General features: G+C 58.1%; 18 protein-coding genes, 3 tRNA genes and 2 pseudogenes. 10 read left to right on the forward strand and 13 right to left on the reverse strand.

Going from position 1 to position 25,690, the window contains the following annotated elements; all coding sequences use genetic code 11:
- Positions 1-399 (forward strand): annotated as a pseudogene (locus HMPREF3169_RS13165) (hypothetical protein); the annotation flags it as partial.
- A gap of 217 nt (positions 400-616) precedes the next feature.
- Here the strand turns inward: HMPREF3169_RS13165 and HMPREF3169_RS08375 are convergent.
- From HMPREF3169_RS08375 to gltX, 4 genes are all read right to left on the reverse strand, one after another.
- Positions 617-689 (reverse strand) — tRNA-Glu (locus HMPREF3169_RS08375).
- A gap of 607 nt (positions 690-1,296) precedes the next feature.
- Positions 1,297-1,369: transfer RNA gene (locus HMPREF3169_RS08380), tRNA-Glu, on the reverse strand.
- A 35-nt stretch (positions 1,370-1,404) separates the two neighbouring features.
- Positions 1,405-1,476, reverse strand: a tRNA-Gln gene (locus HMPREF3169_RS08385).
- A gap of 279 nt (positions 1,477-1,755) precedes the next feature.
- Positions 1,756-3,264, reverse strand: a complete 1,509-nt coding sequence (gene gltX, locus HMPREF3169_RS08390; protein ID WP_070456122.1) for a glutamate--tRNA ligase — start codon at positions 3,262-3,264, stop codon at positions 1,756-1,758.
- A gap of 200 nt (positions 3,265-3,464) precedes the next feature.
- On the opposite strand from gltX, the gene HMPREF3169_RS08395 reads away from it, so the two are divergent.
- The 7 genes from HMPREF3169_RS08395 to HMPREF3169_RS08425 all read left to right on the forward strand — a co-directional run bounded on the left by HMPREF3169_RS08395 (position 3,465) and on the right by HMPREF3169_RS08425 (position 12,408).
- On the forward strand, positions 3,465-5,816 hold the full coding sequence (locus tag HMPREF3169_RS08395; protein ID WP_070456123.1) for a choice-of-anchor M domain-containing protein: 2,352 nt from the start codon (positions 3,465-3,467) through the stop codon (positions 5,814-5,816).
- Positions 5,817-5,890: 74 nt separating this feature from the next.
- The gene (locus HMPREF3169_RS08400) at positions 5,891-6,973 is read left to right on the forward strand and encodes a choice-of-anchor M domain-containing protein (RefSeq protein ID WP_148132116.1); all 1,083 of its coding nucleotides are present in this window, start codon (positions 5,891-5,893) and stop codon (positions 6,971-6,973) included.
- Positions 6,973-8,457: an anchored repeat ABC transporter, substrate-binding protein gene (locus HMPREF3169_RS08405; RefSeq protein ID WP_070456125.1), complete on the forward strand. Its 1,485-nt coding sequence runs from the start codon at positions 6,973-6,975 to the stop codon at positions 8,455-8,457. The genes HMPREF3169_RS08400 and HMPREF3169_RS08405 overlap by 1 nt, the downstream gene beginning before the upstream one ends.
- A gap of 45 nt (positions 8,458-8,502) precedes the next feature.
- Positions 8,503-9,438: a choice-of-anchor M domain-containing protein gene (locus tag HMPREF3169_RS08410; RefSeq protein WP_083286106.1), complete on the forward strand. Its 936-nt coding sequence runs from the start codon at positions 8,503-8,505 to the stop codon at positions 9,436-9,438.
- Complete coding sequence (locus HMPREF3169_RS08415) at positions 9,422-10,162, forward strand: anchored repeat-type ABC transporter ATP-binding subunit (protein ID WP_061922149.1); 741 nt, start codon at positions 9,422-9,424, stop codon at positions 10,160-10,162. The genes HMPREF3169_RS08410 and HMPREF3169_RS08415 overlap by 17 nt, the downstream gene beginning before the upstream one ends.
- Positions 10,159-11,025, forward strand: a complete 867-nt coding sequence (locus tag HMPREF3169_RS08420) for an anchored repeat-type ABC transporter permease subunit (protein ID WP_070456127.1) — start codon at positions 10,159-10,161, stop codon at positions 11,023-11,025. The genes HMPREF3169_RS08415 and HMPREF3169_RS08420 overlap by 4 nt, the downstream gene beginning before the upstream one ends.
- Before the next feature lie 15 nt (positions 11,026-11,040).
- Positions 11,041-12,408: a choice-of-anchor M domain-containing protein gene (locus HMPREF3169_RS08425; RefSeq protein ID WP_070456128.1), complete on the forward strand. Its 1,368-nt coding sequence runs from the start codon at positions 11,041-11,043 to the stop codon at positions 12,406-12,408.
- Here the strand turns inward: HMPREF3169_RS08425 and HMPREF3169_RS08430 are convergent, their stop codons facing one another.
- Positions 12,409-13,524: a CE1 family esterase gene (locus HMPREF3169_RS08430; RefSeq protein ID WP_083286107.1), complete on the reverse strand. Its 1,116-nt coding sequence runs from the start codon at positions 13,522-13,524 to the stop codon at positions 12,409-12,411.
- A 139-nt stretch (positions 13,525-13,663) separates the two neighbouring features.
- Between HMPREF3169_RS08430 and HMPREF3169_RS08435 the strand changes: the two genes are divergently transcribed.
- Entirely contained in the window at positions 13,664-14,767 is a 1,104-nt protein-coding gene (locus tag HMPREF3169_RS08435) for an isochorismate synthase (RefSeq protein ID WP_061922179.1), read from the forward strand.
- Between the two features lie 67 nt (positions 14,768-14,834).
- Here the strand turns inward: HMPREF3169_RS08435 and HMPREF3169_RS08440 are convergent, their stop codons facing one another.
- The 8 genes and pseudogenes from HMPREF3169_RS08440 to HMPREF3169_RS08475 form a co-directional block, all read right to left on the reverse strand.
- Positions 14,835-15,644 carry a fumarylacetoacetate hydrolase family protein gene (locus tag HMPREF3169_RS08440; protein WP_201040690.1) on the reverse strand — a complete coding sequence of 270 codons (810 nt, stop codon included), beginning with the start codon at positions 15,642-15,644 and terminating at the stop codon, positions 14,835-14,837.
- Positions 15,645-15,717: 73 nt separating this feature from the next.
- The gene (locus HMPREF3169_RS08445; protein WP_070456130.1) at positions 15,718-16,734 is read right to left on the reverse strand and encodes a 3-isopropylmalate dehydrogenase; all 1,017 of its coding nucleotides are present in this window, start codon (positions 16,732-16,734) and stop codon (positions 15,718-15,720) included.
- An 87-nt stretch (positions 16,735-16,821) separates the two neighbouring features.
- Positions 16,822-18,408, reverse strand: a complete 1,587-nt coding sequence (gene serA, locus HMPREF3169_RS08450) for a phosphoglycerate dehydrogenase (RefSeq protein ID WP_070456132.1) — start codon at positions 18,406-18,408, stop codon at positions 16,822-16,824.
- Between the two features lie 66 nt (positions 18,409-18,474).
- Positions 18,475-19,431 (reverse strand): hypothetical protein, encoded by a 957-nt coding sequence (locus HMPREF3169_RS08455; protein ID WP_070456134.1) that lies wholly within the window; start codon positions 19,429-19,431, stop codon positions 18,475-18,477.
- Positions 19,379-21,172: a GmrSD restriction endonuclease domain-containing protein gene (locus tag HMPREF3169_RS08460; RefSeq protein WP_061922129.1), complete on the reverse strand. Its 1,794-nt coding sequence runs from the start codon at positions 21,170-21,172 to the stop codon at positions 19,379-19,381. The genes HMPREF3169_RS08455 and HMPREF3169_RS08460 overlap by 53 nt, the downstream gene beginning before the upstream one ends.
- Before the next feature lie 98 nt (positions 21,173-21,270).
- Complete coding sequence (gene ilvC / locus HMPREF3169_RS08465; RefSeq protein ID WP_070456135.1) at positions 21,271-22,284, reverse strand: ketol-acid reductoisomerase; 1,014 nt, start codon at positions 22,282-22,284, stop codon at positions 21,271-21,273.
- 91 nt (positions 22,285-22,375) lie between these two features.
- Complete coding sequence (ilvN, locus tag HMPREF3169_RS08470) at positions 22,376-22,900, reverse strand: acetolactate synthase small subunit (RefSeq protein WP_070456137.1); 525 nt, start codon at positions 22,898-22,900, stop codon at positions 22,376-22,378.
- Positions 22,897-24,689: pseudogene (locus HMPREF3169_RS08475) on the reverse strand (acetolactate synthase large subunit). The gene ilvN and the pseudogene HMPREF3169_RS08475 overlap by 4 nt, the downstream one beginning before the upstream one ends.
- A 413-nt stretch (positions 24,690-25,102) precedes the next feature.
- Between HMPREF3169_RS08475 and HMPREF3169_RS08480 the strand changes: the two are divergent.
- Positions 25,103-25,675: a PH domain-containing protein gene (locus tag HMPREF3169_RS08480; RefSeq protein WP_061922119.1), complete on the forward strand. Its 573-nt coding sequence runs from the start codon at positions 25,103-25,105 to the stop codon at positions 25,673-25,675.
- Positions 25,676-25,690 lie beyond the last annotated feature (15 nt).

Here is a 25,690-nt window from a genome sequence, read left to right on the forward strand (position 1 = left end):
GCGGATTGCCCCTACCAACTACGCCGAAACGGCATCCCTGTGGATGCAGCAGCAAAACACGTTCAGACGGGACCTTCTTGGGGAACGCAGGAATGGGCTGACACGTACCGTCGTGGCCGTAACACGATCGAGAGCCGTAACGCCCTTCTCAAGAACGGTCGCATGGGATTGGGTGACAAGACTCGCCGTCTCGTACGCGGATTCGCGAATGCAACCCTCGTAACCGCTTTGGGTATCGTGGGTGTCAACATTCACCTGATTCAGAAGTTCCTTCACCGAGTCGTATTCGACTTGAATACAAACCCCAGCGACCCGGTTCCAACTCAACCGTGTAAGCGAGTCTCTGACTGGAACACGTTCGGCAACGTCGCTCCCCAGGCTCCCCCGGCTGCTGCCTAAAGACCAACAAAGACCACCGCCCCTGTAGGCCGTGGTCTACAGGTCGTGGGCCACTGCCCGTTTAGCCGAAATTTCACTCTATCCCTGATGCTTTTAAGCACCAGGGATAGAGCAAAACAAGCAAAATCCCGATTCTCAGTAACGAGAATCGGGATTTCGTTTGGCGTTTGTCAGTTTCGTGAACTCTGCAGGTCAGAACCGTGAAACCGCCTATTTGTACCCCGTACGGGATTTGAACCCGTGTTACCGGCGTGAGAGGCCGGCGTCCTAGGCCGCTAGACGAACGGGGCTCGTTTAGCTGTCCGTTGCGGACTTGATAAGAGTAAACGATGCGTAAACAATTAAACAAATCGCCTGCTAGCAATAGAAAATCCCGAACCCTTTGGCGCTTTTCTTGCGTGGTTAGCAGCTTGCTTTCTCTTAGGCTGGGCGCGGATCGAATCAGTGGTTATTCCGCTTGCAATCTGTTGATAGACAAAGCCTGGAAGTTTAGCGTGCCAACTCGGGTTCGGGATGACGCTTAACGTCTAACAGCATTCGCTTTAGGCTCCTACTTCTACGAGAGTTGGTTTAAAAGGAAGTTATGGATTCTAGCGATGCTGCCTAGTCGAAGGCGTTAGAGTAGCGTCGGTGAAAATGATGCGTTTCAATATCCGCCATCTACTCTCCTTTCATCCGGTAACTGCTTATATCTGCAGTCTAGGCACCGAATATCAGCCGCGGAAGCACTTTGGAGAACTTCCCAGTGGTCCCTCCCCTGGTACTTAAGCCTAAGACAAGAAGTGCTCGAGATTTAGCGCCCTGGTATGGGGTAAACAAGGACCGGTCCGCGCCGCCAACATAAGAAAAATCTCGAAACACAATCTTTGACGAAAGTGTTTCGAGATTTTTAATTTGTACCCCGTACGGGATTTGAACCCGTGTTACCGGCGTGAGAGGCCGGCGTCCTAGGCCGCTAGACGAACGGGGCTTAGAACTGTGATACGACTTGAAGCAGTATCACTGCTGGCCTACCAGGACTCGAACCTAGAATGACGGTACCAGAAACCGTTGTGTTGCCAATTACACCATAGGCCATCATCGCTTTGAGCTTTTAACCACCTTGGAGGCGAACCCCGCGGTGTTGCTCGCTGCAACGGTTTATTACTATAGCCACCGTTTCGGTTTTCACACAAATCGCCACGTCATCGCAGCTTTTTGAACTTGAAAAGGTGCGTTTTAGCGCGTTCTAATTACAACGTTGCGCTTTGCACCAGCCGCCGCTTCCGACTGTCCAAAACGGTCGCGGCCCCACTCCCAACGCATTGCGGGAATGGGGCCACGAGAAGTGTTTAGCTAGTAGCTACAGCTTTGCCCCTACTGCTGCGCAGGCGCCTGGAACGGCGTGACAGCCAGAGCGGCGCGCAAGCGATTGAGGGTGGACTCCTTGCCCAGGAGCTCCATGGACTCAAACAGTGGCGGAGAGACCTGCTGGCCGGAGATAGCTACGCGCAAAGCTCCGTAGGCCTTGCGCGGCTTCAGCTCAAGCTCCTCAATGAGGGCCTTGGACAGTACGGACTCAATGGCATCCGTCTTCCACTCCTCCAGCTCCTCCAAGCGAGCGATGGAGACCTCCAGCGGCTGCACCGCATCTTCCTTGAGGTTCTTCTTTGCGGACTTCTCGTCGAGTTCCAGCTCGGCATCCGGAGTAACCAGGAAGCTCATGAGGCCATAGGCGTCGCCAAGCATCTTGATGCGGGTCTGCACCAGGTCTGCCACGAAGGCAAACTTCTGCTCGTCATAATCTGCCGGGAAATCGGTGTACTCGGTCAGGTAATCACGCAGACGCTGCACGAAGACCTCGGGCTCTAGCAGGCGAATGTGATCGGCGTTGATGGCCTCCAGCTTCTTCTGGTCAAAGCGAGCCGGGTTACCCAGAACGTCTTCCACATCGAAGTTCGCAACGAGCTCGTCCACGGAGAAAATGTCCTGATCCGCAGACAGGGACCAGCCCAGCAGGGACAGGTAGTTGAGCATGCCCTCCGGAATGATGCCGGCGTCGCGGTGATTAAAGAGGTTGGACTGCGGGTCGCGCTTGGAAAGCTTCTTGTTTCCCTCGCCCATAACGAACGGAAGGTGGCCAAATTCCGGGGTCTGCTTAGCGATGCCGAGTTCCTTCAGCGCCTCGTACAGCGCCAGCTGACGCGGAGTGGAGGAAAGAAGGTCCTCGCCGCGCAGAACATGCGTGATGCCCATCAGTGCGTCATCAACCGGGTTAACGAGAGTGTAAAGCGGCGCGCCGTTGGAACGTGCAACGACGTAGTCCGGCTGGGTCTCAGACTTGAAGGTCAGCTCACCACGAACGAGGTCCTTCCAGGTCCAATCCTGCTCCGGCATACGCAGGCGCCACACTGGCTTGCGGCCTTCCGCCTCGAATGCCGCAATCTGCTCGTCGGTGAGATCGCGGTCGTAATTGTCGTAGCCCAACTTTGGGTCACGGCCGGCCGCCTTGTGGCGCTCTTCTACCTCCTCGGCAGTGGAATAAGCCGGGTAGACGTAGCCACCCTCCTTCAGCTTCTCCAGAACATCGGCATAGATGTCCATGCGCTGGGACTGGCGGTAAGGCTCGTGCGGACCACCTGTCACAACGCCCTCGTCCCAGTCCATGCCCAGCCACTTTAGGGAGTCAATGATGGCCTGGTAGGACTCTTCGGAGTCACGTGCAGCGTCGGTGTCTTCGATGCGGAAAACCAGCTTGCCACCAGTATGGCGCGCGTATGCCCAGTTAAAAAGCGCAGTACGAACCATGCCCACGTGCGGGGTGCCGGTGGGCGATGGGCAGAAACGTACGCGTACGTCAGAAGTAGTTTCAGTCATGCCCACCATGGTAGTGCAGGCCCTTTAAGCCGGTGCCACCACCCAACTCCCGCCGCTTCCACGGCTTCACCCAAAATGGGGTAACTGAAAACAGAATTCAATAGTTTCTGCCAGCGGTTTCACAATCTACATCAGGCTGCTTAAACAAAAGGAAAACGATTTTCTATAGTGAAGGCCTTGGATCAGAACTGAAGAAAGGTCTCCACGCTGTGGCACGTTCTCGCACCCGCTACCTAGCCATCCTTACTACTCTCTCGCTTATCGCCCCGGCACCGGCCTTCGCCGGACCCGACGACGGAAAGGCAATCGCCACACAGGGACACGTCGATTCCCCCAAAACATTTTGGGAAGACGATAACTTCACGCTCAAGTCTGAGCATAACTCCACCACCACAGACCTAGCAGACACCGTCGCGTGGATCGGCAAGGGCTGGAATATCGACAAAGGAAACCAATACCAATTCACTCTGCCAGACAACGGCGCTTTCGACTTCATTGGTCAAGCAGGCAAGACCTACTACACGGCACCAGCCAACATCTTGGGCAGCGCCGATCCAATCTGGCTTGGCTTCGGCGCGGATTCCGGGCTGCCTGAAGATGACTTCCGCGATAACTTCGCCTCGCTCGACATCCTCTCGGTAGACGGTCCTGGCGATTTCGAGCTTTTCAGGTATCGCGACTCCGAGGGCGGCCTCGACCGCTTCATCGGCACCACGCCGAACTCCGCGTATTCTTCGATGCTGCACGCAGGCTCCCACACCCATAACTACACGCTTTTCACCAAGCCTGGCCGCTACGAGGTCACCTACCGCACCACCGCGCGTAAGAAGGACGGCACGCTCGTCGCCTCGGAGCCGACCACCACTTCCCTACAGGTAGGAGGCATGAAGCCTGCCGATGACCCGACTCCTTCCTTGCGGGAGCGCTACGACGCCGCGACTGACGGCGATGCCTCTGCGGCAGGCTACAAGCTCGACATTGCTCCGAAGTCCAATCCTGAAAAGGACGGCGACGAGAACCTGTCCACTATCAGCTTCAATGCAGAAAACAAGGCTTCAGGCACGCTGACGCTGCTTATCGACGGCTATTTCCTCACCGATCTGCCTGTAACCGACGGCCAGGCCAAGTGGGACGAATTCCTGGGCCCTGAAAAGTCCAACATCCAGGCAGTCTTTACTCCGGAAGGCTCGGAACCACGATGGATCTCGCAACAGGTTGAATACGCTCCAGGCGCAACAAATTCGACGGATTCGACCAAGTCTGCCGATGCGTGGGAAGAAACCCACAACGTGCGCAAACTTGCGCCGCAGGAGGAGATGACTCCAACGAGCAAGAAGTTTCACGCCAAGATCGAGCCAGTCGGCGAGTCTGCATCCAAGGTCGTCGTCGATACTGAGGACAAGAACTTCAATGGTTTTATCAGCGGCGGCTTCTACGAAGACGACAGCGATATCGCCACTCTTGATTTCACGGGCGCTGTTACCAACGGCCACGGCGAGTTCCTTGTGGACGATGCGGCCTTTTATGACGACTACAAGCTCAAGTTGACGCTGAACCCGCATCCGACGGTCAACGCGGAGTCCGGCTCGGTCGTCGTCGCTGATTCCTATGCCTTCGGTAAGACCTTCGAAAAGGACGGTGCTCTGGGTACTTCCCCACAGCACCAGGACGCCGACAAGCGTGAGGAAGGCGAGAAGGAAGAAGGCGCTGCCGGTCCTTCAACCACGTGCAACGAAAAGCTCGTCCTGAACCGCGGCCACATCGACATCATGGCCACTCGAAAGGACGATCACTTCGATGTGCGTCTCAAGGACGAAACCAACATCGGTGCAAACAAGATGGTGATGCGCCGGCTTGACGACGTCATGATTGCCGTGCGCGACAACGCTCTGATGAAGCGCCCCGAAAAGTTCGGAGGTGCCGAGTACGACTTCATGAACCCAGTCGGCGAAAAGACTTATGTCTTGCCGCAAACGCAGAACCGCGACATCATCTGGCCGGGCTACAACACTGAGAACCTTGATTATTCGCAGTTCAAGGACGGTAAGGTGCACCTGAATCTGCAGCCAAAGGAGGTGCCGGAAGGCGCCACCTTTGGTATGTGGACCACCGGCGGTCTCGGCGGCAAGGACCAGGTCCTCGTGGATTCGAGCAAGGACGACTTCACCATCGATACCGTCTTCGCATCACACGCCCACACCAACTGGGCCTTCAGCAAGCCAGGCGTCTACAAGTTCGACGTGACCTACACCGCCACCACCACCGACGGCAAGAAGGTCGAATCTGAGCCACAAGAGCTGCTATTCACCATCGGCGACGAGGCCACCAACAACTGCGGTAAAGACAAGCCAGCACCGAAGCCAGAGCAAAAGCCGCAGCCGAAGCCACAGCCCAAGCCAGAGAAAGAGAAGGAGGGTTCTTCTGCTGAAGGTTCTTCCTTCAACCCGTGGAGTCTGGTGCTCCCGCTCGTGCTGGCGACCATCTTCCAGGCGGCACTGAACTTCATCCACGATCACCGCGCGGAGATTGATTACTGGGTGAAGGGAATCACTGGCCGCTAAATGGGCCCTGACCGTTCCTAAACCGCATTTGTTAATTGCAGAGGACTTAAATAGTTATGGACACACTCTCTCCTATGCCGTCCCGGGTCGTACCTCGGCCTGCGCTTTACCGTCGCACGCTGGGCTGGTTGTTTACGGCGATGCTCGTAGTCTTTTCGATGCCGCTTGCTGCGGCGCAGGCCCAAGAGACGGAATTTGATTCCGGTCACGTCGACGCCTTCTACGTCACTGCGCCGGATGGCCAGCTCTCACTGTCGATGAAGGAAGACATCACCGGCTCAGAGGTCGAGCGGCCCGGCGATGACGTAGTGTTGCGGGTCAACCAAAACGCGTGGTCTGATGCCACCGAGAGCGTGGACGCCATCGGCACGCCCACGTACTTTCTGCCGCAGACCCAGAAGTCGGACATCATCTGGCCGGGTTGGGATACCCAGAAGGCACAGCAAGCAGGCTACAAGGACGTTGACCTCAACTTCGTGGATGTTAGTGGGCCTGGTGCGGTCTACGTCTTCGAGACAACGGGCTTCGGTGACATTGAATCTGTTACTGACTCCGGTGACTTGGAGCTGCGCAGCGGCGAGGTCATCAATCAGCCCTACCCTGCTCATCGCCACGTCAACTGGGCGTTTAGCGAGCCAGGAACTTACACCATGACCGTGCAGGCTTCTTCTAATGGCGATACCAGTAACAAGGTCACCTACACCTGGTCCGTAGGTGATGGCGAAGCCGCAGGCGAAGAAGATGGAGAATACGTTGAAGGCGAGGACGTCGACGACGTCGAGGACGAATCCGATTCCACTGATTCGGATGCCGAGTCCGACGAGCATTCTGCCCCGGCAGGTTCCCTGTCTTCTGCTGGTGGAGCACTAAGCAGTGCCAATGCAAGCGGCAATCGTGCGGCCTCAGGTAATCACTCTTCGGACGCAAAGTCTTCGGGCAAGCCCGGCCGCGAAAAGTCGCGCAAGCATGTGCGTCGGGGCCACAAGTCGCACTCGGGTGCGCAGGAAGATGGCTCGGATGTGGCTTTGCAATCGGCGGGCGACGACTTCGTTGAAGCCCCCAACTACCTGCCGTGGGGCTTGGGGTTGCTCGGCGTTGGCATGTTGATGCTGGGCCTTGGTGTTATGCGCTGGGTGCTGGCGAAGGTTCAGGACTAATGCTGCACCGAAACAATCGTTGGGCTGTCGCGTCGTCGCTAAGCGCCGTGGCTCTCATAGCCGGCTGCGCGGCCCCAAGTGATGGGCAGGCGCCGGAGGGTCTGAATGTCGTGGCGACAACGCCGATTCTCGCGGACGTCGTTAGCCACGTTGCAGGCGAAGACGCCAACGTCACCGCCCTTATCCCTGCAGGTAAAGACCCGCATACCTTTGAGCCTTCGCTGCGCACCATCCGTAACGCGGCGAACGCAGACGTCGCGTTCGCAAACGGCTATCTGCTTGAGCCGCAAGGGCTCATGGATACCTTGCGGGAGACCACGCATGTCCCGGTCATCGAGGTCGCAGACCAGGCTTCCACCCGCGGCGCGAAGCTCGTTCCGCTCGTGGAAAACACTGCCCTCGATACCGTGTGGCTGGGACTGCGCATCCAGGATGCCCCGGCCAACTCGCACGCGGTGGAGCTCAGCATGGTCTCTGCCGAGGGTCCCGGTGACGTGGCAGCTTACGTGGTATCCACCTTCGGTACGCCGGAGGTGCTGTTCAACAGCGCGGACGGTATCAACGATCATGAGGACACCGCCCGCTTGCCCGCTAACGCGCACACGCATGTCTCGTGGGGCTTTTCCAAACCCGGTATCTATCGCATTGGGTTTAAGGCCCACTCTGAAGACGGCGCTACCGCGGTGCAAAATATCACCGTCGCCGTGGGCGTTAATCCCCCAGAAGAAATGCGCACACACGATGAGGGGCACGTGGACATCACCGCGAATATCGCAGCGGGGTCCATTGATCTGCAGGATAACGGCGCCCACTTCGATCCCAACACCACTGCGGTGGCTTTGCCTTCTTCAACGTTGCAGCCGATTCCGCCGAATCCGGCGTATCGCTTCTTGGGCCGTCCGGGCAGCGAGACCTATCTCCTGCCCCAAGCCGTGCTGGGCAAGCACATCCATGGCGAGGTTGACCCACACCTGTGGCACAACGTCGACAATGTCATCGCAGAAACCGAGGTGGTGGCCGATAACCTCGCGCTGGCAGACCCCACCCATGGTGCGGCCTACCGCGAGCGCGCGGCGTCGTATATCAAGCAGCTGAAGGAGACCGACGCTTTCGTGGCCGAGCAAATAGCCTCCATCCCGCAGGCCCAGCGCCATCTGGTCACGCCGCATCACGGCTATGCCTACCTGGACCAGGGCTACGGCATGCACGTCGCAGGCTTTATCACCCCGAATCCTGCCATCGAGCCCTCCCCGCGCGATGTCATTGCGCTGCGCAGGACGTTGGAGAACCTGCACCTACCGGCCGTTTTTGTAGAGCCAACACAACAAGCAAGCACGGCAACGCTCACCGAGGCAGCCGCGCAACAAGGAATCCGCGTCTGCACCATCTACGGCGACACGTTGGATGAAAAGGCTCCGACGTACATCGACATGATGCGCACCAATGCGCAGACGCTCCACCGCTGCCTTAACCCTTCGCCCTAACCAGTCACACCTAAAGAAAATCTCTGAGAAACAAGGAATCCACAAATGAATTCAACTTCCGCGAAAGCCACTGGGCCGCTAAGCCGCATCCTCGCGAGCGTGTCGGTGGTCTATGCGTGCTTGGCCGTTCTCGTTGCGGTCTTGGTAACCGCCGCCATCCCGGCGCCTAGTGCATGGGCCGGTGACCTCGCCCAGGTGGTCAAAGACGACGAGGAATTCGCCCCGGCAGGCACCGAGGCAATCATCGACCATGGCCACGTGGACGTCGGCGCGCAGTTTACAGGCGAAGGCGCGCACTTCCTCGCCCGCGACGATTCCGCAGCCACGCCCGTATGGCGCGAGCTTGACGACGTCGTGTTCAAAGTAGGCGACGAAGCCCAACTCGCGCTCCCAGACGATGAGCAATTCGGCTTCGTCGGCGGCAATGCTGGCGAGAACGTCTGGGTCATCCCGCAGACGGAGCAAGCAGGCGTTCCCTGGGTCGGCTGGAATACCCAGGCACCCTCGCTTATCGATGCCGCCGACCGCGGCGTGAACTTGGAGTTCCTCGGTCACACCGGCCCGGGCGAGTTTTCGCTCTTCCTCCAAAATGGCGGCTTCGAAGCACCCCAGGTGCTCTGGTCCACCGCTAAGAACCAGCGCGAGGATTTCTGGGTAGACCTCAACACCCACACCCACGCCAACTGGGTTTTCACTGAGCCGGGCATCCACCAGGTGGGTATCCGCCTTAAGGGAAAGACCAAAAATGGAGAAGACTTCAGCACCGACGGCATTTTGACCTTCGCGGTTGGAGCAGAGACCGACGTGACTGAGGCCAACGCCACCGAGTGGGATCCAGAGGCTGCTCAAGAAGGATCCTCTTCCTCCATCGCTGGATGGATTTGGGTATTGCTCGGAGTCGGCGCAGTCGTGCTTATTGTCTCGGCTTTCCTTCTTATTTTTGCAGCGCGCAAGAAAGGCAAGCATGCCGACCAAGACTAAGGAAGCACTGATAGATCTAGAACACGTGCGCGTGACTTTGAGCGGGCGCCGCGTTATCAACGATGCATCGCTGCGCGTATACCCTGGCGAATTCATCGGTCTTTTGGGCCCCAACGGCGCCGGCAAGACGACGTTGATGCGCTCAATCCTGGGCTTGGTTCCTGCCAGCGGGCACATTCAGTGCGCGGCGTCGGTGGGTTATGTGCCACAGCGTCACGACGTAGAGTGGGACTTTCCCATCAACGTCTATCAGGCGGCGTTGAACGGACGCACGGGATTGATTGGGTGGTTCCGCAGGCCCCGCGCCAAAGACCACGCAGCGACCAAGCGCGCGCTGGAGCTGACGAACCTCACGCACTTGGCAAAGCGGCCCATCGCTGAGCTTTCCGGTGGCCAACGCCAGCGCGTGCTCATCGCGCGCGCTTTAGCCACAAATCCGCAGGTGCTCCTGCTTGATGAGCCTTTCACGGGTCTCGATGCCCCCAATACGGAAGCATTGCTCTACCTTTTCGACGAGCTCTGTGCAGGTGGCACGAGCATCATCATGTCCACGCACAATCTGGCGGAGGCTGCGCACACGTGCCAGCGCTTGGTGCTATTCAATAAGGAAATCACTGCGGATGGCCCTGCTGAGCAAGTGCTTGGCGACGCCGCCGCCTGGACCGCCGCCTTCGGCGTCAGCACCGATTCCCCGCTCCTTTCCGCGATTGGGGTGGCCGCATGATCGAGGTCTCCCTGTTTGATTTCTTTAACGATCTGGCTAACCCGCAGCTAGACTTCCTCGCTCGCGCGGTGGGTATCTCGATGCTGTCTGCGGTGGTCTGTGCCGTGGTGGGCTGCTACGTGGTGCTGCGCGGTATGGCTTTCATCGGCGATGCTGTCTCCCACGCGGTGTTCCCGGGCCTGGCGGTTGCTTTTGCCCTGCAGGGATCCATCCTGCTGGGTGGGGCGGTTGCCGGCACGGTCGTAGCATTGCTCATCGCTTGCTTTTCGCAGCGCCGCAGCGTGCGCGCCGACTCCGTCATCGGAATCTTCTTTGCGGCTTCCTTTGCCCTCGGCATGGTGATCATCTCTCGGACTGAGGGCTACACCGCATCGCTGACGAGCTTTCTCTTCGGCACCTTGACCGGCGTATCGAAAGCGGATCTCTACACCGCGGCTGCAGTCACCGTGATCATCGTGGGCCTCATCGCATTGCTTAGCCCACAACTTACGGCCAACTGCCTGGACAAAGAAACGGCACGCGCGATGGGCCTTCCCGTCTTCGCCCTCGACATCGTGCTCTACCTCTGCGTAACCGGCGCGGTGGTCATCTCGGTGGGAACCATCGGCAACATCCTGGTGCTGGCACTGCTTATCACTCCCGCGGCTACTGCCCGCCTGCTAACCAACTCGCTGGGCACGATGATGCTCACCTCCAGTGCCATAGGCATCTTCGCGAGCTTCACCGGCATCTACTTGGCGTGGGCCATCGACCTACCGGCGGGCGCCACCATCGTGCTCGTGCTTACCACCCTCTTCCTTGCGGCATGGGCAATCTCCCCGATTCTTCAGAAGAAGACTTCCGAATCCAAGACCAACTCATAGAGAGGACTACCCCACATGATTTTCTCGCACTCCCGCGTACCACGCACCGTCGTCGCCCTCGGCGCTGCGACTTTCCTAGGCCTTTCCGCACCACAGGCTTTCGCGGAGGATACCTGCGCCGTGGCGGATAGCTACCACATCGAAAAAGGCCACCAGGATGTCGCAGTGCGCGACGACGACGGCCCGCTGCGCTTTACCGTGGACGACGACAGCTCCGGTGAGCACGTCGAGCGTGACTCCCGCGATTTCGTCGTGGTAGTCGATGACAACATGACGGGCTCTCTCGACGAGCTAGGCTTCCCCGGCATTTCTGGCGATGCATGGCTGCTTCCCCAAGACCAAGACTATTCCCGCCCATGGTTCGGCTTTTCGCTGCTGCACCTTTCGAACATGACTGAGGTTGAAACCGCTCAGCTATCCATGGAGCTTCACGACGCACCTGAGGGCGGCCGCGTCCTCGCTTGGCAAACCGGCGACTTGAGCGACTCAGAGCTCAAACTCGATAGCGAAGACCCGAGCATGACATGGGATTACCCACGCTCCCATACCCACGTCAATTTCGGCTTCACCCAGCCGGGCGCCTACGCCGTCACTTTTACCTTCACCCTCCCGGACGGCTCCGAGCACTCACTCGACGCCCCGTTCCTCGTGGGCAATTCAACCGATGATTCAGAGCTCTGTGAGCTCGATTGGGGCGGCAGCTCCGCAGGCAACTCTGGCCCAAAGAGCAAGGCTGGACAGTTGACCACTGACATCAACGATACCGCAAAGGCCATCGGCACCCTCGACAAGGCCCTCGATAAGACCCTCGACGAGGCCGACAAGATGGTTGCCACGGAGGCGCCTAAAGCCAAGTCTGACAAGAGCAAGAACGAAAGCAAGAACAAGACCGAGCAAAAAGACAAAGACAAGGTCAAGGACAAGAACAAGGACAAGTCCAAGGACAAGGACACCACCAAGGCCCAAACCGAAAAGAAGGCTGCTAACCCACAGCCACAATCGACGCCAGGCGGCACGGTTATGGGCAGCAAGCCAGCAGTCCGCTCGGCTAATACGGCAGGACCCACTAACACAGGAACCAAGTCAGCACCATCGAAGTCCGAACAAAAGGAAACAGAGAAAAAGAAGAAGGCGTCGGCAAGCGCACACCGCCCCGGACATGGAAATAGCCTTGCCGCCGAAGACGGACAAGGCTATGTAGAAACGGATGCGCAAGAATTAAGCTATGGCGTCCCGATGCTCAACTTCTGGGCCGGCGTTCTCTCCGGTATCGGTGCATTCGCATTGCTTTTGGGCACCGGTTTGTTTATTTGGGCTCAGTTCTTCCGAAAGCCAAAGCGCAATCAGTCACAGGAACTAGGCCAAACCCAGCAGATCCTTTAGTTACTTGCGCTTATCAGAAAGGAAGTTCCACACCTCGTTAGAGGTGTCCGGCTCGTACCACCAGGTGTGGTCGCCTTTGACCTTGAGGAGCTCAACGCTCTTCAGGCAGTTGTTAAAGCGCAGGCGCTCAGCCATTGGGCCGTTCTGCTCAGCTTGGAAAGTCATATCGCAACGGTTGCGCTTGAGGTAGCCGCCGAGAACCTCACGAACCGGTAGGTAGCCGGCCTCATGGCGGATGCCGCCCTCGTACTGCATCATGCGGTCATTCGCTCCGTGCATGATGAGGGTGTGCATCGGAGCGTCAACGCAGTTCTGCTCGACCGGATTGTAGAAAGCGCCGGAGACTGTTGCGACAGCAGCGAAGGTCTCCTGCGCGTGGCAGCCCAGAACAGAGGTAAAGCCGCCGCCATTGGACATTCCCATCGCATAAACGCGGGAGCGGTCAACGCGGTAATCCTTGTCGACGTCGTCCAAGATGCGCTGAATGAAGCGAATATCCTCGCCGTCGTGAGTCTTTGCATACGGCGCAGCCTCCCAAGCGCGCTCGAAGCCCTCAGGGTAAACGATGATCGCTTCCTTAGTGGCGCCAGTATTTCCCATGCGGTTGTAGCCGGAGAAGTTCTCTGGGGAATCCTCCCAACCGCCGAAGCCGTAGAGTACCGGTGCTGCCACGTCCGGGTTGTAGTTGTTCGGGATACGCAGCAGGTAGCGGCGAGTCTTGCCCTCGTGCTCCATGTTGACAGAGTGCATCTGGCCGTTTGGAATCGGCTGAACTGGGTTCACGGTCGGGTCCGCTGGGACTACCGGCTCAGCTGGTGCGGCAGGATTAAGATTTTCTGGCGGCAGCTGCGGCTGAGTTGCCTGCTCAGGCGATACGGCCGGGGTCGATTCCTTAACGCCTTCAGGAATCAAATGAGAGCCATCAGTCGTAGGAGCAGGTGCTGATACCGGGGCTGGCGCAGAAGCAGGAGCGGGGGCTGGTGCTGGTGCAGGGGCCGGAACGGGTGCTGGAGCTGGTGCCGGAGCAGGCGCTTCCTGAGCGGCGGCGAAACCAGGCGCGCTGACGACGATGGCCGCGGCGGCGAGGGATACCGCTGAGCGTTTAAGCTTATTCATCCAGTTTTGAGGGCTAAGCACCTGGACTCCTTTGGTAGGGAAAAGATCGCTGTTGACACAGTAATCACCCTTTTCACACAGACCTCATTCAACACACGGGATTCTGTCAAATTTCTCCAAGGAAGTATGCTTGATCCTCATGCACGAGAACAAACCAGCCACCGCACCTGACTTTTTGCTCTCCCGAGCCACGGGATCGGTACGCACACAGGGTTCTCAACGCACCTTCACTGACGTCGAGGAAGCAATAGGCGCACTCCGCGATAAGTCTGCAGAAATGATTGTCGGCGCACTGCCATTCAACACAGACGAGCCAGCCGCACTCACCGAGCCGAAATCTATTATTCGCGAGGACGGCCCGCTCGAGCCGCCAGCCTATTACCGCCAAGGAAAACTCAACGCACGAGTTACTGGATTCGACCCGGAACCCGAGGAGCACCTGCGCCGCGTCGACGCCGCAATCGCTACAATTCAAACTTCCAAGCTTGACAAGGTGGTTTTAGCGCGGGCCGTCGATATCGAATTCACTGAAGCCGTAGACCCACGTTTGGTAGCTGCGCGCCTTATTGATCTCTCCACGAACCATGACGGCTTCATCGCCGATCTCACCCCGGCGGGCCGTGAGGGCGCCACGCTGGTCGGCGCCTCCCCAGAGGTTCTAGTCAAGAAACAAGGCTCGACTGTCACCGCTTTCCCGCTAGCAGGCTCTGCGCCACGCCAAGCTGACAAAGCCCGCGACCATCTTGCGGGACAGGACCTGCTACGTTCAGCAAAAGATCTCCACGAACACTCCTTTGTGGTCGATCACCTGCGCCGCATCCTCAGTCCGCTGTGCACCACTCTCGATGCACCGAGCACCCCGGAACTGATCAACACCAATGAGATGTGGCACTTGGGCACGCCTATCGCCGGCACCTTGAAGGAACCCGAGCTGACCGCACTGGAGCTTGCCATGCTGGTTCACCCCACCCCGGCAATCTGTGGCACGCCCACCGAGGCCGCCCAGGCACTCATCGAAACCGCAGAAACCGATCGCGGCTTCTACGCGGGCACCGTGGGTTGGTGCGACAACAACGGCGACGGCGAGTACATGGTCGCCATCCGTTGCGCCGAAGTAGCCGGCAACGGCCTTAGCGCCCGCGCGTGGGCCGGCGGCGGAATTGTCGAGTCCTCTAATTCGCAGGAGGAACTGGCTGAGACCACCGCAAAGCTACGCACCATTCTGCGGGCGTTGGGCCTTTAAAACCACGTCCGCGTTGTGAGTAATGCTCCTCGAATTCCTCGCGAGTAGGCAACGAAGGCTTTAAGTTTTAAGCCTTTTCAATCGGGTTCTTAAGCGTGCCAAGTCCCGGAATCTCGATTTCAATCGTATCGCCAGGGAACATCGGTGCGGTACCTGCCGGAGATCCGGTTGTGATGACATCACCAGGCAGCAGCGTATAGGAGGCGGAGATTTCCTCGAGAATTCCGCCCATCTTCACAATCATCTGGTCAGTGTTGGAGTCCTGCTTCTGCTCGCGCTTACCATCGTGAGTCAGGTATGCATTGATCTTCTGATCATCCAGATTCAATGAGTCCAAGTCGGTTTCAATCCATGGACCCAGCGGGCAGAAGGTATCGATGCCCTTCGCACGCGCCCATTGACCATCCTTGAACTGCAGATCGCGGGAAGAGACGTCATTGCAGATGACGTAGCCCAAGACGTGATCCTTCCAGTTCTCAGCCTTGATATTCTTCGAAACCTTGGAGATCACAACGGCCAACTCGCCCTCAAACTCCACCTTGGTGGCAAAGTCCGGGATCTTGATTGGCACGTTCGGGCCGACGACTGCGGTGGAAGGCTTGATGAAAATTGTCGGCGGGAGGTGCTCGGCGGACTCGTTGAAGACCTCCGCAACATGGTCTGCATAATTTCGGCCAAGCGCTACAACCTTGGTTGGCAGGGTCGGAGCTAGCAGGCGAACTTCGCTCAGCTTCCACTCGCGGCCAGTCGGTTCTGGAGTGGTAAACGGAGTACCGGCAATCTCCTTTGCCGTTAGTTCCTCGAGTGGGGCATCCTTCGGCCCGTCAATGATGGCAAAGCAGATTCCTTCTGGGTGAGCTATTCGTCCTAAACGCATAACGGCCATGCTACCAATTTGCGTTCTTCACTCGTTAGCTAAGGGTGCATGTAAATTCTTTTCACACCCGAGCTTAGGCTAGCGCGGCCGCAATCCTGTCGCCGACTTCTGCGGTATGGATCGTTTCATTGCCCCGCTTGGCGACGTCGCCTTCCACAGCGGCTTCAATCCGCACCGCATTTGCATCGTCTCCGAGATGCCGCAGGAGCATCGCCGCCGACAAAATGGCCGCAGTCGGGTCGGCGATCCCCTTACCCGCAATGTCCGGCGCCGAGCCATGCACCGGTTCAAACATGGAAGGATTCACGCCTGAGGCGTCGATGTTTCCAGAGGCTGCGAGCCCGATACCACCCGTGATGGCACCGGCCAAATCTGTGAGGATATCGCCGAAGAGGTTATCGGTAACAATGACGTCAAAGCGCGAAGGATCCGTCACCATAAAAATGGTCGCAGCATCGATGTGTTGATAATCCACGGTTACGTCGGGATACTCCGCGGATAACTCGTCGACGGTGCGCTGCCACAGCCCACCCGCGTTGACCAAGACGTTGGTCTTGTGCACCAGAGTCAAATGCTTACGGCGGCTCGCCGCCCGCTCGAATGCGTCACGCACAACGCGCTCGACACCAAAGCGGGTGTTTTGGGAAACCTCCGAAGCCACCTCATATTTGGTGCCTTCCCGCAAAGTTCCACCGTTGCCGCAATAGAGACCTTCGGTACCCTCGCGGACCACCACGAAGTCAATCTCCCCCGGGTTTGCCAAAGGCGAGGTTGCCGTGGGATGGAGCTTGGCAGGGCGCAGATTGACGTGATGGTCAAGCTCGAAGCGCAGCTTTAACAGCAGGCCCCGCTCCAAGATGCCGGGCGCAACCTTATCGGGCGCGCCGATGGCACCGAGCAAAATCGCATCATGCTCACGCAGCGACTCAAGGTCGGCAGCAGTGAGAAGCTCGCCATTGCGCAGGTAACGGCGGCTACCGAGGTCAAATTCGGTCACCTCGATATCGTCACGCACGGCACGCAACACCTTGAGCGCTTCCGCAGTGACCTCTGACCCGATGCCGTCTCCACCAATAACCGCCAGTTTCATGATGCGGGATTCCTTTCTCACATAATGGATATGGGAATCAGGTTAGCAGACCCTTCAACGCTATTTCTCGAATTTCCGCCTCCCTCTTTAAGCGTCGAGATCCAGCTGCACGCACTCCGCACCGAGAGCCGCCTTAATGTCATCAACCATCTCGTCTGGCACCTCTTGCTCGACGCGAAGAATGAGAACGGCGTCGCTTGGCGTCTTGCCCTGCGTCAGTGCAGCCGCCACGATGTTGATCCCCGCGGCCCCCAGCTTGGTGCCCACCGTGCCGAGCGCACCGGGGGCGTCATCGTAGCTAAAGAAGAGGTTGCGGCCCGTTGCCCGCATGTCGACGCCACGAGCATTGATGCGGATGATCTTCTCCACGCCGTCGATGCCCGTGATGGCGCCGGTCAGCTGGGAGGTCGAGCCATCCGCGCCAATCACCAGCACCACGAGCGAGGAACGCTGCCCCTTCGATTCAGCCTGGGTCCGCACGTCCACCTCGACACCGCGCGCATGTGCAATCTGCATGGCGTTGACAAAGGTCACAGGCTCGTCGACGACGCCACTGAACAAGCCGCGCACAGCCGAAAGGCCCAGCGCCGAGACGTCCTCGTTAGCGAGTTCGCCGCGCGCCTCTACCTCGATGGCAACCGGTGCCTGGCCCAGCAACTTTCCTGCGGCAAGCCCCAGCTTTCGTGCGAGATCCAGCCAACCGGCCACTTCCTCGCCCACGTGTCCCGCGGACACGTTAACGGCATCGGCAACGAATTCGCCCGAAAGCGCCTTTAGAACAGAGGCCGCCACATCCGTGCCCGCCCGGTCTTGCGCTTCCACCGTCGAGGCGCCTAGGTGCGGCGAAGCGGTCACCTGCGGCAGCTGAAATAATGGCGAATCAGTGCACGGCTCGGTTTCGAATACATCGAATCCTGCTCCCCTATGCCTGCCCGCCTTAATGGATTCCGCCAGCGCAGCCTCATCCACAAGACCACCGCGTGCGGCGTTGATAAGGATTTGGCCCTCCTTCGCCTTAGCAAGCAGCTCCGCGTCGAACATCCCCGCGGTTTCCTTCGTCTTAGGCAGGTGAATGGTTACGAAGTCAGCGCGGCGCATAAGCTCCTCAAGCTCCACGAGCTCGACTCCCAGAGCGGCAGCACGCGCTGGATTGGCATAAGGATCATGGGCGATGATGGTGGTTTCAAAGGCCTTCAAGCGCTGGGCAAACAGTTGGCCAATGTGGCCAAAGCCAACGATTCCGACGGTCTTGCCGTAGATTTCCACGCCCTTGAACGAGGAGCGCTTCCATTCGCCGTCGCGCAAGGACTTATCGGCTGCAGGAATTTGCCGGGCGGTAGCAAGCAGCAGGGCAATCGCCTGCTCGCAGGCACTGTGAATATTGCCGGTTGGCGCGTTGACCACCATGACGCCACGCTCGGTGGCAGCAGGGATATCAACGTTGTCGAGCCCCACGCCCGCACGCCCGACAATCTTGAGGCGCCGAGCTGCGGCGAGCACTTCGGCGTCGACTTGCGTGGCGGAACGCACGAGCAAGGCATCCGCTTCCGGCACCGCAGCGAGCAGCTCGGCGCGGTTTGGCCCATCGACCCAGCGGACTTCCACCCCGTCTCCCAATGCTGCAACGGTGGACTGGGCAAGCTTATCGGCGATTAATACGACCGGCTTCGACATGACTTCCTTAGTTAGGTTGTATTGGGCAAACGCATGAACCGTGTATACGTTGCAAGGAAGTGTAGTTTATCCCTGCCAGCCTTGAGCGATTTTTTCGCTAAATTCTTTCGGTTGACCGAATTCGGGGCCGAGGGCCACTACTGGCCCGTTTTCGAGACCGATAACCATGGCCGCGCCCACCTTGGTTGCCGTGGGATCCGGGTCCGGCATCATCAGAATGGTGCCGCCATATGCGTTGGCGTTGGCAACATTGACCAGCGGAGTCTGCGCCGTGGCAACGATGTTCGGCGCCATCTGCCCGTCCCTGCGGGTCTGGCCAGGAATAGCCGGCATCTTCTCGTGGGTTATCTCCTGCGGCAGCGGCTGCCATGCTGCCTTCAGCTCGAAGCGGTCGTTTGCATCCAGTCTCGCTACTTCCTCGACCATGCGTGCAGGATTCGCGATCACCTTCGAGGTAAATGAATAGGCTGTGTATTCTCCCAGCGCCTTAGTGTTTCCCGGGTCATGGACAAATTGATGTTCGTGCTCATGGCCCGGATGGAAAGTATCGGCGAAGGGAACATCTCCCACAGTCACCACGAGGCCCGCACCGATGTCGTCGACCAAGCGCAGAATCTCGCTGCGGTTGGAATCGTCGTAGACCACCATCGGCGCACGCTGCGCGATAGCAATTGATGCCGCGCGCAGTTTTGCCGCGTCGGAATTTTCCGCCACGAACAAGGTATGCGACTTATTAAAGAAAAGCCGCGCTGATTCAATACCCCATTCGTCCTGAACCACCGTCACTTTATCGACGAATTTCGGGTCAATAAGCTGGTTCGTATTCTCCGCATGTGCACGCATCAAATCGATGTCTTCTTCTGACATCTCCGCCAACGCAGGCGTGACGAGCTTTTCCCCACGCCCTATGTCAGAGCATGCATAAAGCGTGGGAAGCATAAGCGCGGTTAACGACGCCGCGAGAACCTTCTTAACGCCCAAAAGCTCGCGGGCCTTCCTCACCGCCAGAGAGGTTTGCTTCATCAACGTCGCGGATTACCTCCTTGTCGAGCGCATATTCAACGATGCCGACGAAGCGTTCACGTCGATCCACGAAGAATTGCTCGGCCTTGGTCGAACGGAAAAGGTCGATGTTGAGCTCGTGCGAGGAAAGTACGGCGTCGAACTCGGCATCTTCCATGATCGACTTGGACTGTACACGCGGCAGGTAGCGCTCCGGCGCATAGCCATCCAGAACCACCTCGGTGCGCTTGCCCATCGGCGTGCGGTTCAAAACGGAGTTGGCAAGAACGTCACTGATGCCATGGCGCTTGCACCAGTTCAGCGGGAAGACCGGATAAAAGCCCGGCTTGAGCTCCTCGAAAGTCTTGCGGCTAAATTCGGTACCCGTGCGCCAATCGCGTGCACCGCGGGCCATGAGCAGCGCATAGAGACCGTGCCAGACTCCGTCGTGCTCACCCACCGAAAGCAGGCGGGACTCGCGGAAGGAAGCATCTTTCACGGTCTTCGGCATCTCCTCGGTATCGCCAGCAACCCAGGCGGTGACCTCGTCGACGTCGCGTGCCGCGCGCAGCATAACTGCTGAGGAGCCATAAAGCTCACCAAATACGCCACTCCAGAACCAACGGTTCAAACGGTCCCAGGACTTCTTATCCGCCAAGACGCCACGACGACCGGCCAGGCGAGCCAGAATCACGGCCAACGGAATGATCTGCTCGTTATAAGGCACCTGCTCCAGGCTCAAGATGCAGCGATCCGCCAAGAACTCTGCGACCTCGCGGAAGGTGATGCGCAATGTTGCCGAGGCATTCTTATACTCGTCCAGTGACAGCTGCAGTATATCCTCACGCTGCCCGCCGGCTGCTCCCTTCTGCCCGGAAACATATAGCGAGACCGCAGAAAGAAACTCGGTGCGCCCGATTCCGTCAAGCGCCGCGCACTTGCGCAGATCGGCCTCGACCAGCGCCCAATCATCCGCCAAATGGAACTTTGGATCCTCGGAGGCAAAGACTGCGGTGAGCAAATCGAATACGTCCATCTGCAGGCCGGCGGAGTTTGCCTGCGCAAAGATTGAGCCAATGCCCGCCTGCGCTGTCTCGCGGGAAAGACGAATCATCGGCACGTTATAGCCAGAAAGCGGACGCAGGATGCGGTTGTTAAAGGCCGCGACAACCTCGCGATTGACGCCGTCGCCGACTGCGGCCAGCTCGAAGAGCATGCTGGTGCCCTCTTCGCTCAGCAGCGCCGATACCGGAATGCAGCAAGCACTTAGCGCAGATTCACGGTCCACGATGGTGCCTTCAATAGCCGGCGCAAAGTGGGAGCAAACCTCACCGCGTTCATCGACGGCGAAGACAGCTTCATCCGGCATAACTTCATGCGAGATGGCCTTGCGCAAGTCCAGATAGAAGGTGCGGGTGACCTTCTTCGAACGGAAGTCGGTAGTGGCAACCGAGCCGTTGCCGCGGAAGCAATGATAGAGCGTGGTCAGACGCTGTTGACCATCCAACAATAAAAGTCCCGGGTTGACGCCGGTATCGGGAGCGCCCGCAAGCGCCCGGGGCTTAAAGCGCATGGGTTCGTTGCGCGTATCCAGCGCCATGAGCGCGCCTATGGGATATCCACGCAACACCGTAACGATGAGGGAACGGATGCGATCCTCGTCCCAGGAATATGAGCGCTGAAAGTCAGGAAGCTGAATATCGCCGCGGTCAATGCGTGCGAAGAGGTCGTTGAGGTCGTAGCTTGGCGTCGTAAAACCCATAACTTCGACAGTACCCTCGCTCACACGGCATTGCCCGTCCAGAAATATATCTCACATATTCGCAATCATTCAGACATCAAAGCCACACCGATGGCGTTCTAGAACCCGCCCTGCGCCGGCGTCTGCACCCAGCTCATGAGCTCACGCAGCTTCGTACCGGTCTCCTCCACTGGGTGCTGGGCAACCTTGGCGCGCATATCTTCCAGTTCCTTGTTGCCGCCTTCAACGTTCGCGACCAAGCGTCGCACAAAGGTGCCGTTCTGAATGTCAGTCAGCACATCCTTCATGCGTGCCTTCACGGAAGCGTCGATGATGCGAGGACCCGCCAGGAAACCGCCAAACTCAGCCGTATCAGAAATGGAATGATTCATGGCGCTCAGGCCACCTTCGTAAATGAGGTCTACGATGAGCTTGATCTCGTGCAGGACTTCAAAATAAGCCATTTCCGGCTCGTAGCCAGCCTCAGTCAGCGTCTCGAAGCCATACATAATTAACTGCTCGAGGGAGCCACACAGAACCGCCTGCTCGCCGAAGAGATCGGTTTCGGTCTCGGCCTTAAACGTCGTTGGAATGACGCCGGCACGAGCACCGCCAATAGCGGCAGCGTAGGAAAGCGTCAGATCGCGGCCTTCCCCACGCGGGTCCTGCTGCGTTGCAATCAAGCAAGGCACGCCCTTGCCGTCGATAAACTGGCGGCGCACCAGATGGCCCGGCCCCTTCGGCGCAACCATGCCGACCGTGATGGACTCATCCGGCTTGATGAGACCGAAGTGAATATTGAGTCCGTGACCGAAGAAGATCGCGTTGCCAGGCTCCAGGTTGGGTGCAATATCCTCGGCAAAAATCTGCGCTTGCGAGGTATCCGGAGCAAGCAGCATGACGATGTCGGCCCACCTAGCGGCCTCAGCGTTGCTCATGACCTGGAAGCCAGCTTCTTTCGCCTGCACTCGGGATGCGGACTCCTCGCGCAGGCCGATAACAACCTCCACGCCGGAGTCGCGCAGGTTCTGCGCATGCGCATGGCCTTGAGAGCCATAACCAATGACGGCAACTTTTCGATTCTGGATAATGGACAGGTCAGCGTCGGCTTCGTAAAAAGTCTCGATTGCCATTTCTTTAATTCCTTACTGTGTCAATGGTGGGTGTGGAACCTAAGTCCACTTGTACCACACTGTGAGATTGAATGTTCGTGTTGTGAGATTCTTATTTGGAGGGGGCCAGCGTCTTAGGCCCACGCCCCAGCGCCACGTGGCCAGACTGCGCTAGTTCCCGGATACCGAACGGCTCCAAGACGTCGAGCAATGCTCGTAGCTTACCCGGCGTACCGGTTGCCTCGATGACAACTGACTCTTGCGCGACGTCGACTATGCGGGCCCTAAAAATATTCACTGCATCCACAACCTGCGGGCGGTTCGTGTTGTCAGCATTGACCTTCACCAGCATGATCGCGCGGGCGATGCTTGCCTCTTCTTCCAGCTCCACCACCTTGAGAACCGGCACGATCTTATTCAGCTGCTTGGTCACCTGCTCGATAACGACGTCGCAGGCATCGACCACGATGGTAAGCCGGTTAATCCCCTCCACTTCGGTGCGCGCCGAGACGAGGGAAACTAAGCTGTAGCCGCGCCTGGTGAACATACCGGTCACGCGCGAGGCTATTCCCTCAATGTCCTGGACCAATACCGACAGGGTATGGCGAGTAACTTCATTCGTTGCTACCTGACTCACTTTTCTTCCCCGGCTTTCTCAAACAATGGGCGCAGTCCCCGCGCGTATTCAATTTGTTCATTGGATGCGCCACCGCCAATCATGGGCCACACTTGCGCATCGTGCCCCACGATGAAGTCGATGACCACCGGCCGGTCAGTTATCTCCCGCGCCCTGCGTATGGCAGGTGCCATCTCTTCCGGAGTGGTCACCCGAATCGCTTCGCATCCAAGAGCCTTGGCCAGTTGGACAAAATCCGGCAGATACTCGTCAGGCTCGCGCAGCTTGGTGTGCGAGTAGTTCCGGTCATAGAAAAGGGTCTACCATTGGCGCACCATACCCAGGTTGCCGTTGTTAATGACGGCCACCTTAAACGGCAGCCCCTCGATGGCGGCAGTGACCAATTCCTGATTGGTCATCTGAAAGCATCCATCACCATCAATTGCCCACACTTCTTTATCTGGACAGGCAGCCTTTGCCCCCAGCGCCGCGGGGACCGAATAGCCCATCGTTCCCGCGCCACCAGAATTCAGCCACGTACGTGGATGCTCAAAGTCAATAAACTGAGCCGACCACATCTGATGCTGACCAACTCCCGAGCAGTAAATGGCTTCAGGTCCAACAAGTTCGCTGAGTTGCTCAATCACATATTGCGGATTCATCAACCCATCCGGGGTCGGCTCGTAGCCACGCGGGAACTGCTCGCGCAGCCCCGCCAGATAACTCATCCACTCCCCAATCTCGGGCACGGCTAATTGATCATCCCGAAAGAAAGCCTTCCACAACTGGATCAGCACCTCTTTGGCATCGCCAACGATGGGCACCTCGGCCGCACGAATCTTGCCTATTTCGGCTGGATCAATATCAGCGTGGATCACCTGCGCACGCGGAGCAAAGGTTGCCACTTCTCCCGTAACTCGATCATCAAAGCGCGCGCCGACCGCTATCAGAAGATCCGCTCGTTGCAGGGCGGCAACCGCAGATACAGTTCCGTGCATACCGGGCATACCGAAAAATTGCGGGTGCGTAGACGGGAATGCTCCCAAGGCCATGAGGGCAGTAACCACGGGGATACCAGTAAGCTCCGCAAACTCCCTTAGCTCCTGCGCAGCATTGGCCTTGATTACGCCACCGCCGACGTACAGCACCGGCGCCTTCGCCGAAGCAATCAGCTGGGCGGCCTGCGTAATCTGCCGCGGGTGCGGAATGGTGTTGGGCTTGTATCCTGGCAGATCAATTTCCGGCGGAAACTTGTACGCCACCCGCGCATTTTGCACGTCCTTAGGAATATCAACCAGGACCGGACCAGGCCGGCCTGTGGACGCCAAATGAAAGGCCGCAGCAATGGCAGTGGGGACCTCCTGCAGATCGGTGACGATGAAGTTGTGCTTGGTAATCGGCATCGTCACGCCCCTGATATCCGCTTCCTGAAAGGCGTCGGTGCCAAGGAGCCCAGTGCCCACCTGCCCCGTAATGGCCACCACCGGCACGGAGTCAAGGTTGGCGTCGGCAAGCGGCGTCACCAAGTTGGTCGCCCCAGGGCCAGACGTTGCGATCATGACGCCCGCCTTCCCTGAAGCTTGTGCATATCCCTCAGCGGCATGACCCGCACCCTGTTCATGACGCGTGAGCACGTGCCGCAGCTTCGCAGAACGGTTCAGCGCATCGTAGAGTGGCAGAACTGCGCCGCCTGGGATACCAAAAACAATCTCAGTACCAAGATCCTCTAGGGTCCGAACAATGGCCTCAGCGCCACTTAGCGTTGCCGGTTTCCCTGCAATGCAGAGGCTACCGTTGCCGGTGTCGGCATTTTTGTAGCAGCCACTTCTAAAACGCTCCTTTTACTTGGTCTCGGTATCTTTTGAGTTTTCTCCCCAATGGGTGGCGAGGAGTCTTTAAGCTTTCAGCGCCCAGGGTGCGGCGACGAGGCTTACAAGCTGACCAGAAATAACAAAAGCCCTCGTTCCAACTGCCTGGTAGGTAGTTGGCGAGGGCGTTTGCTTTTCGACGTCGCTAAAGAAGTTGCTCGGCGACTCGATGCGGCAAACGCCGCGCCGGTACTACTAGCTGAAGTCGAATAATGATCATGGCAATTACTATACACATACAGGTATTCAGAATATGGCAAATACCCCCATTTTTGGGATGTGCATCCCATAAAATGGGATTGTTCTGGTGAGGCGGTTTACACAGCACTATCCATGTGAATTAGCATAGGCAGCTATGACGCCATCTCACCCACGGAAAGCTGACTCCGCATCTACCGCGGACGCCCAGGCCACCCATGCCCAGGCAAAGGTATTCACACCCGCCCGCGACCACATCTTAGGAATTATCTTCCTCTCCGCCATCGCTTTGCTCAGCATCGGTTGGGCCCCAAAATACCTGGGATGGCTGCTCATCATCCCCATCCTCGGAATCTGGTGGGTTCTCAAGTCTCGCACCCGCGTGAGCGAAAAAGGCATCGCCATTAGCTACGCGTTCAAAGGCTCCAAGACCATCCCTTGGGAAGAGTTCTCTGGTATCGGCTTCCAGCGTGCACACGCCTTTGCGCGCACGAAGTCGGGCAAGCAGTACTCCCTTCCCGGCATCACCTTCAATTCTCTGCCTGAGCTTTCTAAGGCCTCGCGTGGTCGCATTCCCGACGCCCTGACTGCCGGGCGCGAGGCGGCCGACGAGAAAGTTGTTGTGGTCCACCGCGACGGCCAACAAGTCTTGATGAGCAAAGAAGAGTATGCCCGCCATCTAGCAAAGCACCCGGAGCTCAAGAAAGACGCTGGTCGCACTAATAAGTAAGGATGACCCACTCCC

Source organism: Corynebacterium sp. HMSC08C04 (assembly GCF_001807495.1).
Lineage (GTDB): Bacteria > Actinomycetota > Actinomycetes > Mycobacteriales > Mycobacteriaceae > Corynebacterium > Corynebacterium simulans.

Bases quoted from the DNA above. Each gene is read 5' to 3' on its own strand.
- gltX (WP_070456122.1), bottom strand. From the start codon at position 3,264: ATGGTGGGCATGACTGAAACTACTTCTGACGTACGCGTACGTTTCTGC.
- HMPREF3169_RS08400 (WP_148132116.1), top strand. From the start codon at position 5,891: ATGCCGTCCCGGGTCGTACCTCGGCCTGCGCTTTACCGTCGCACGCTG.
- HMPREF3169_RS08405 (WP_070456125.1), top strand. From the start codon at position 6,973: ATGCTGCACCGAAACAATCGTTGGGCTGTCGCGTCGTCGCTAAGCGCC.
- HMPREF3169_RS08410 (WP_083286106.1), top strand. From the start codon at position 8,503: ATGAATTCAACTTCCGCGAAAGCCACTGGGCCGCTAAGCCGCATCCTC.
- HMPREF3169_RS08415 (WP_061922149.1), top strand. From the start codon at position 9,422: ATGCCGACCAAGACTAAGGAAGCACTGATAGATCTAGAACACGTGCGC.
- HMPREF3169_RS08420 (WP_070456127.1), top strand. From the start codon at position 10,159: ATGATCGAGGTCTCCCTGTTTGATTTCTTTAACGATCTGGCTAACCCG.
- HMPREF3169_RS08425 (WP_070456128.1), top strand. From the start codon at position 11,041: ATGATTTTCTCGCACTCCCGCGTACCACGCACCGTCGTCGCCCTCGGC.
- HMPREF3169_RS08430 (WP_083286107.1), bottom strand. From the start codon at position 13,524: ATGAATAAGCTTAAACGCTCAGCGGTATCCCTCGCCGCCGCGGCCATC.
- HMPREF3169_RS08435 (WP_061922179.1), top strand. From the start codon at position 13,664: ATGCACGAGAACAAACCAGCCACCGCACCTGACTTTTTGCTCTCCCGA.
- HMPREF3169_RS08440 (WP_201040690.1), bottom strand. From the start codon at position 15,644: ATGCGTTTAGGACGAATAGCTCACCCAGAAGGAATCTGCTTTGCCATC.
- HMPREF3169_RS08445 (WP_070456130.1), bottom strand. From the start codon at position 16,734: ATGAAACTGGCGGTTATTGGTGGAGACGGCATCGGGTCAGAGGTCACT.
- serA (WP_070456132.1), bottom strand. From the start codon at position 18,408: ATGTCGAAGCCGGTCGTATTAATCGCCGATAAGCTTGCCCAGTCCACC.
- HMPREF3169_RS08455 (WP_070456134.1), bottom strand. From the start codon at position 19,431: ATGAAGCAAACCTCTCTGGCGGTGAGGAAGGCCCGCGAGCTTTTGGGC.
- HMPREF3169_RS08460 (WP_061922129.1), bottom strand. From the start codon at position 21,172: ATGGGTTTTACGACGCCAAGCTACGACCTCAACGACCTCTTCGCACGC.
- ilvC (WP_070456135.1), bottom strand. From the start codon at position 22,284: ATGGCAATCGAGACTTTTTACGAAGCCGACGCTGACCTGTCCATTATC.
- HMPREF3169_RS08480 (WP_061922119.1), top strand. From the start codon at position 25,103: ATGACGCCATCTCACCCACGGAAAGCTGACTCCGCATCTACCGCGGAC.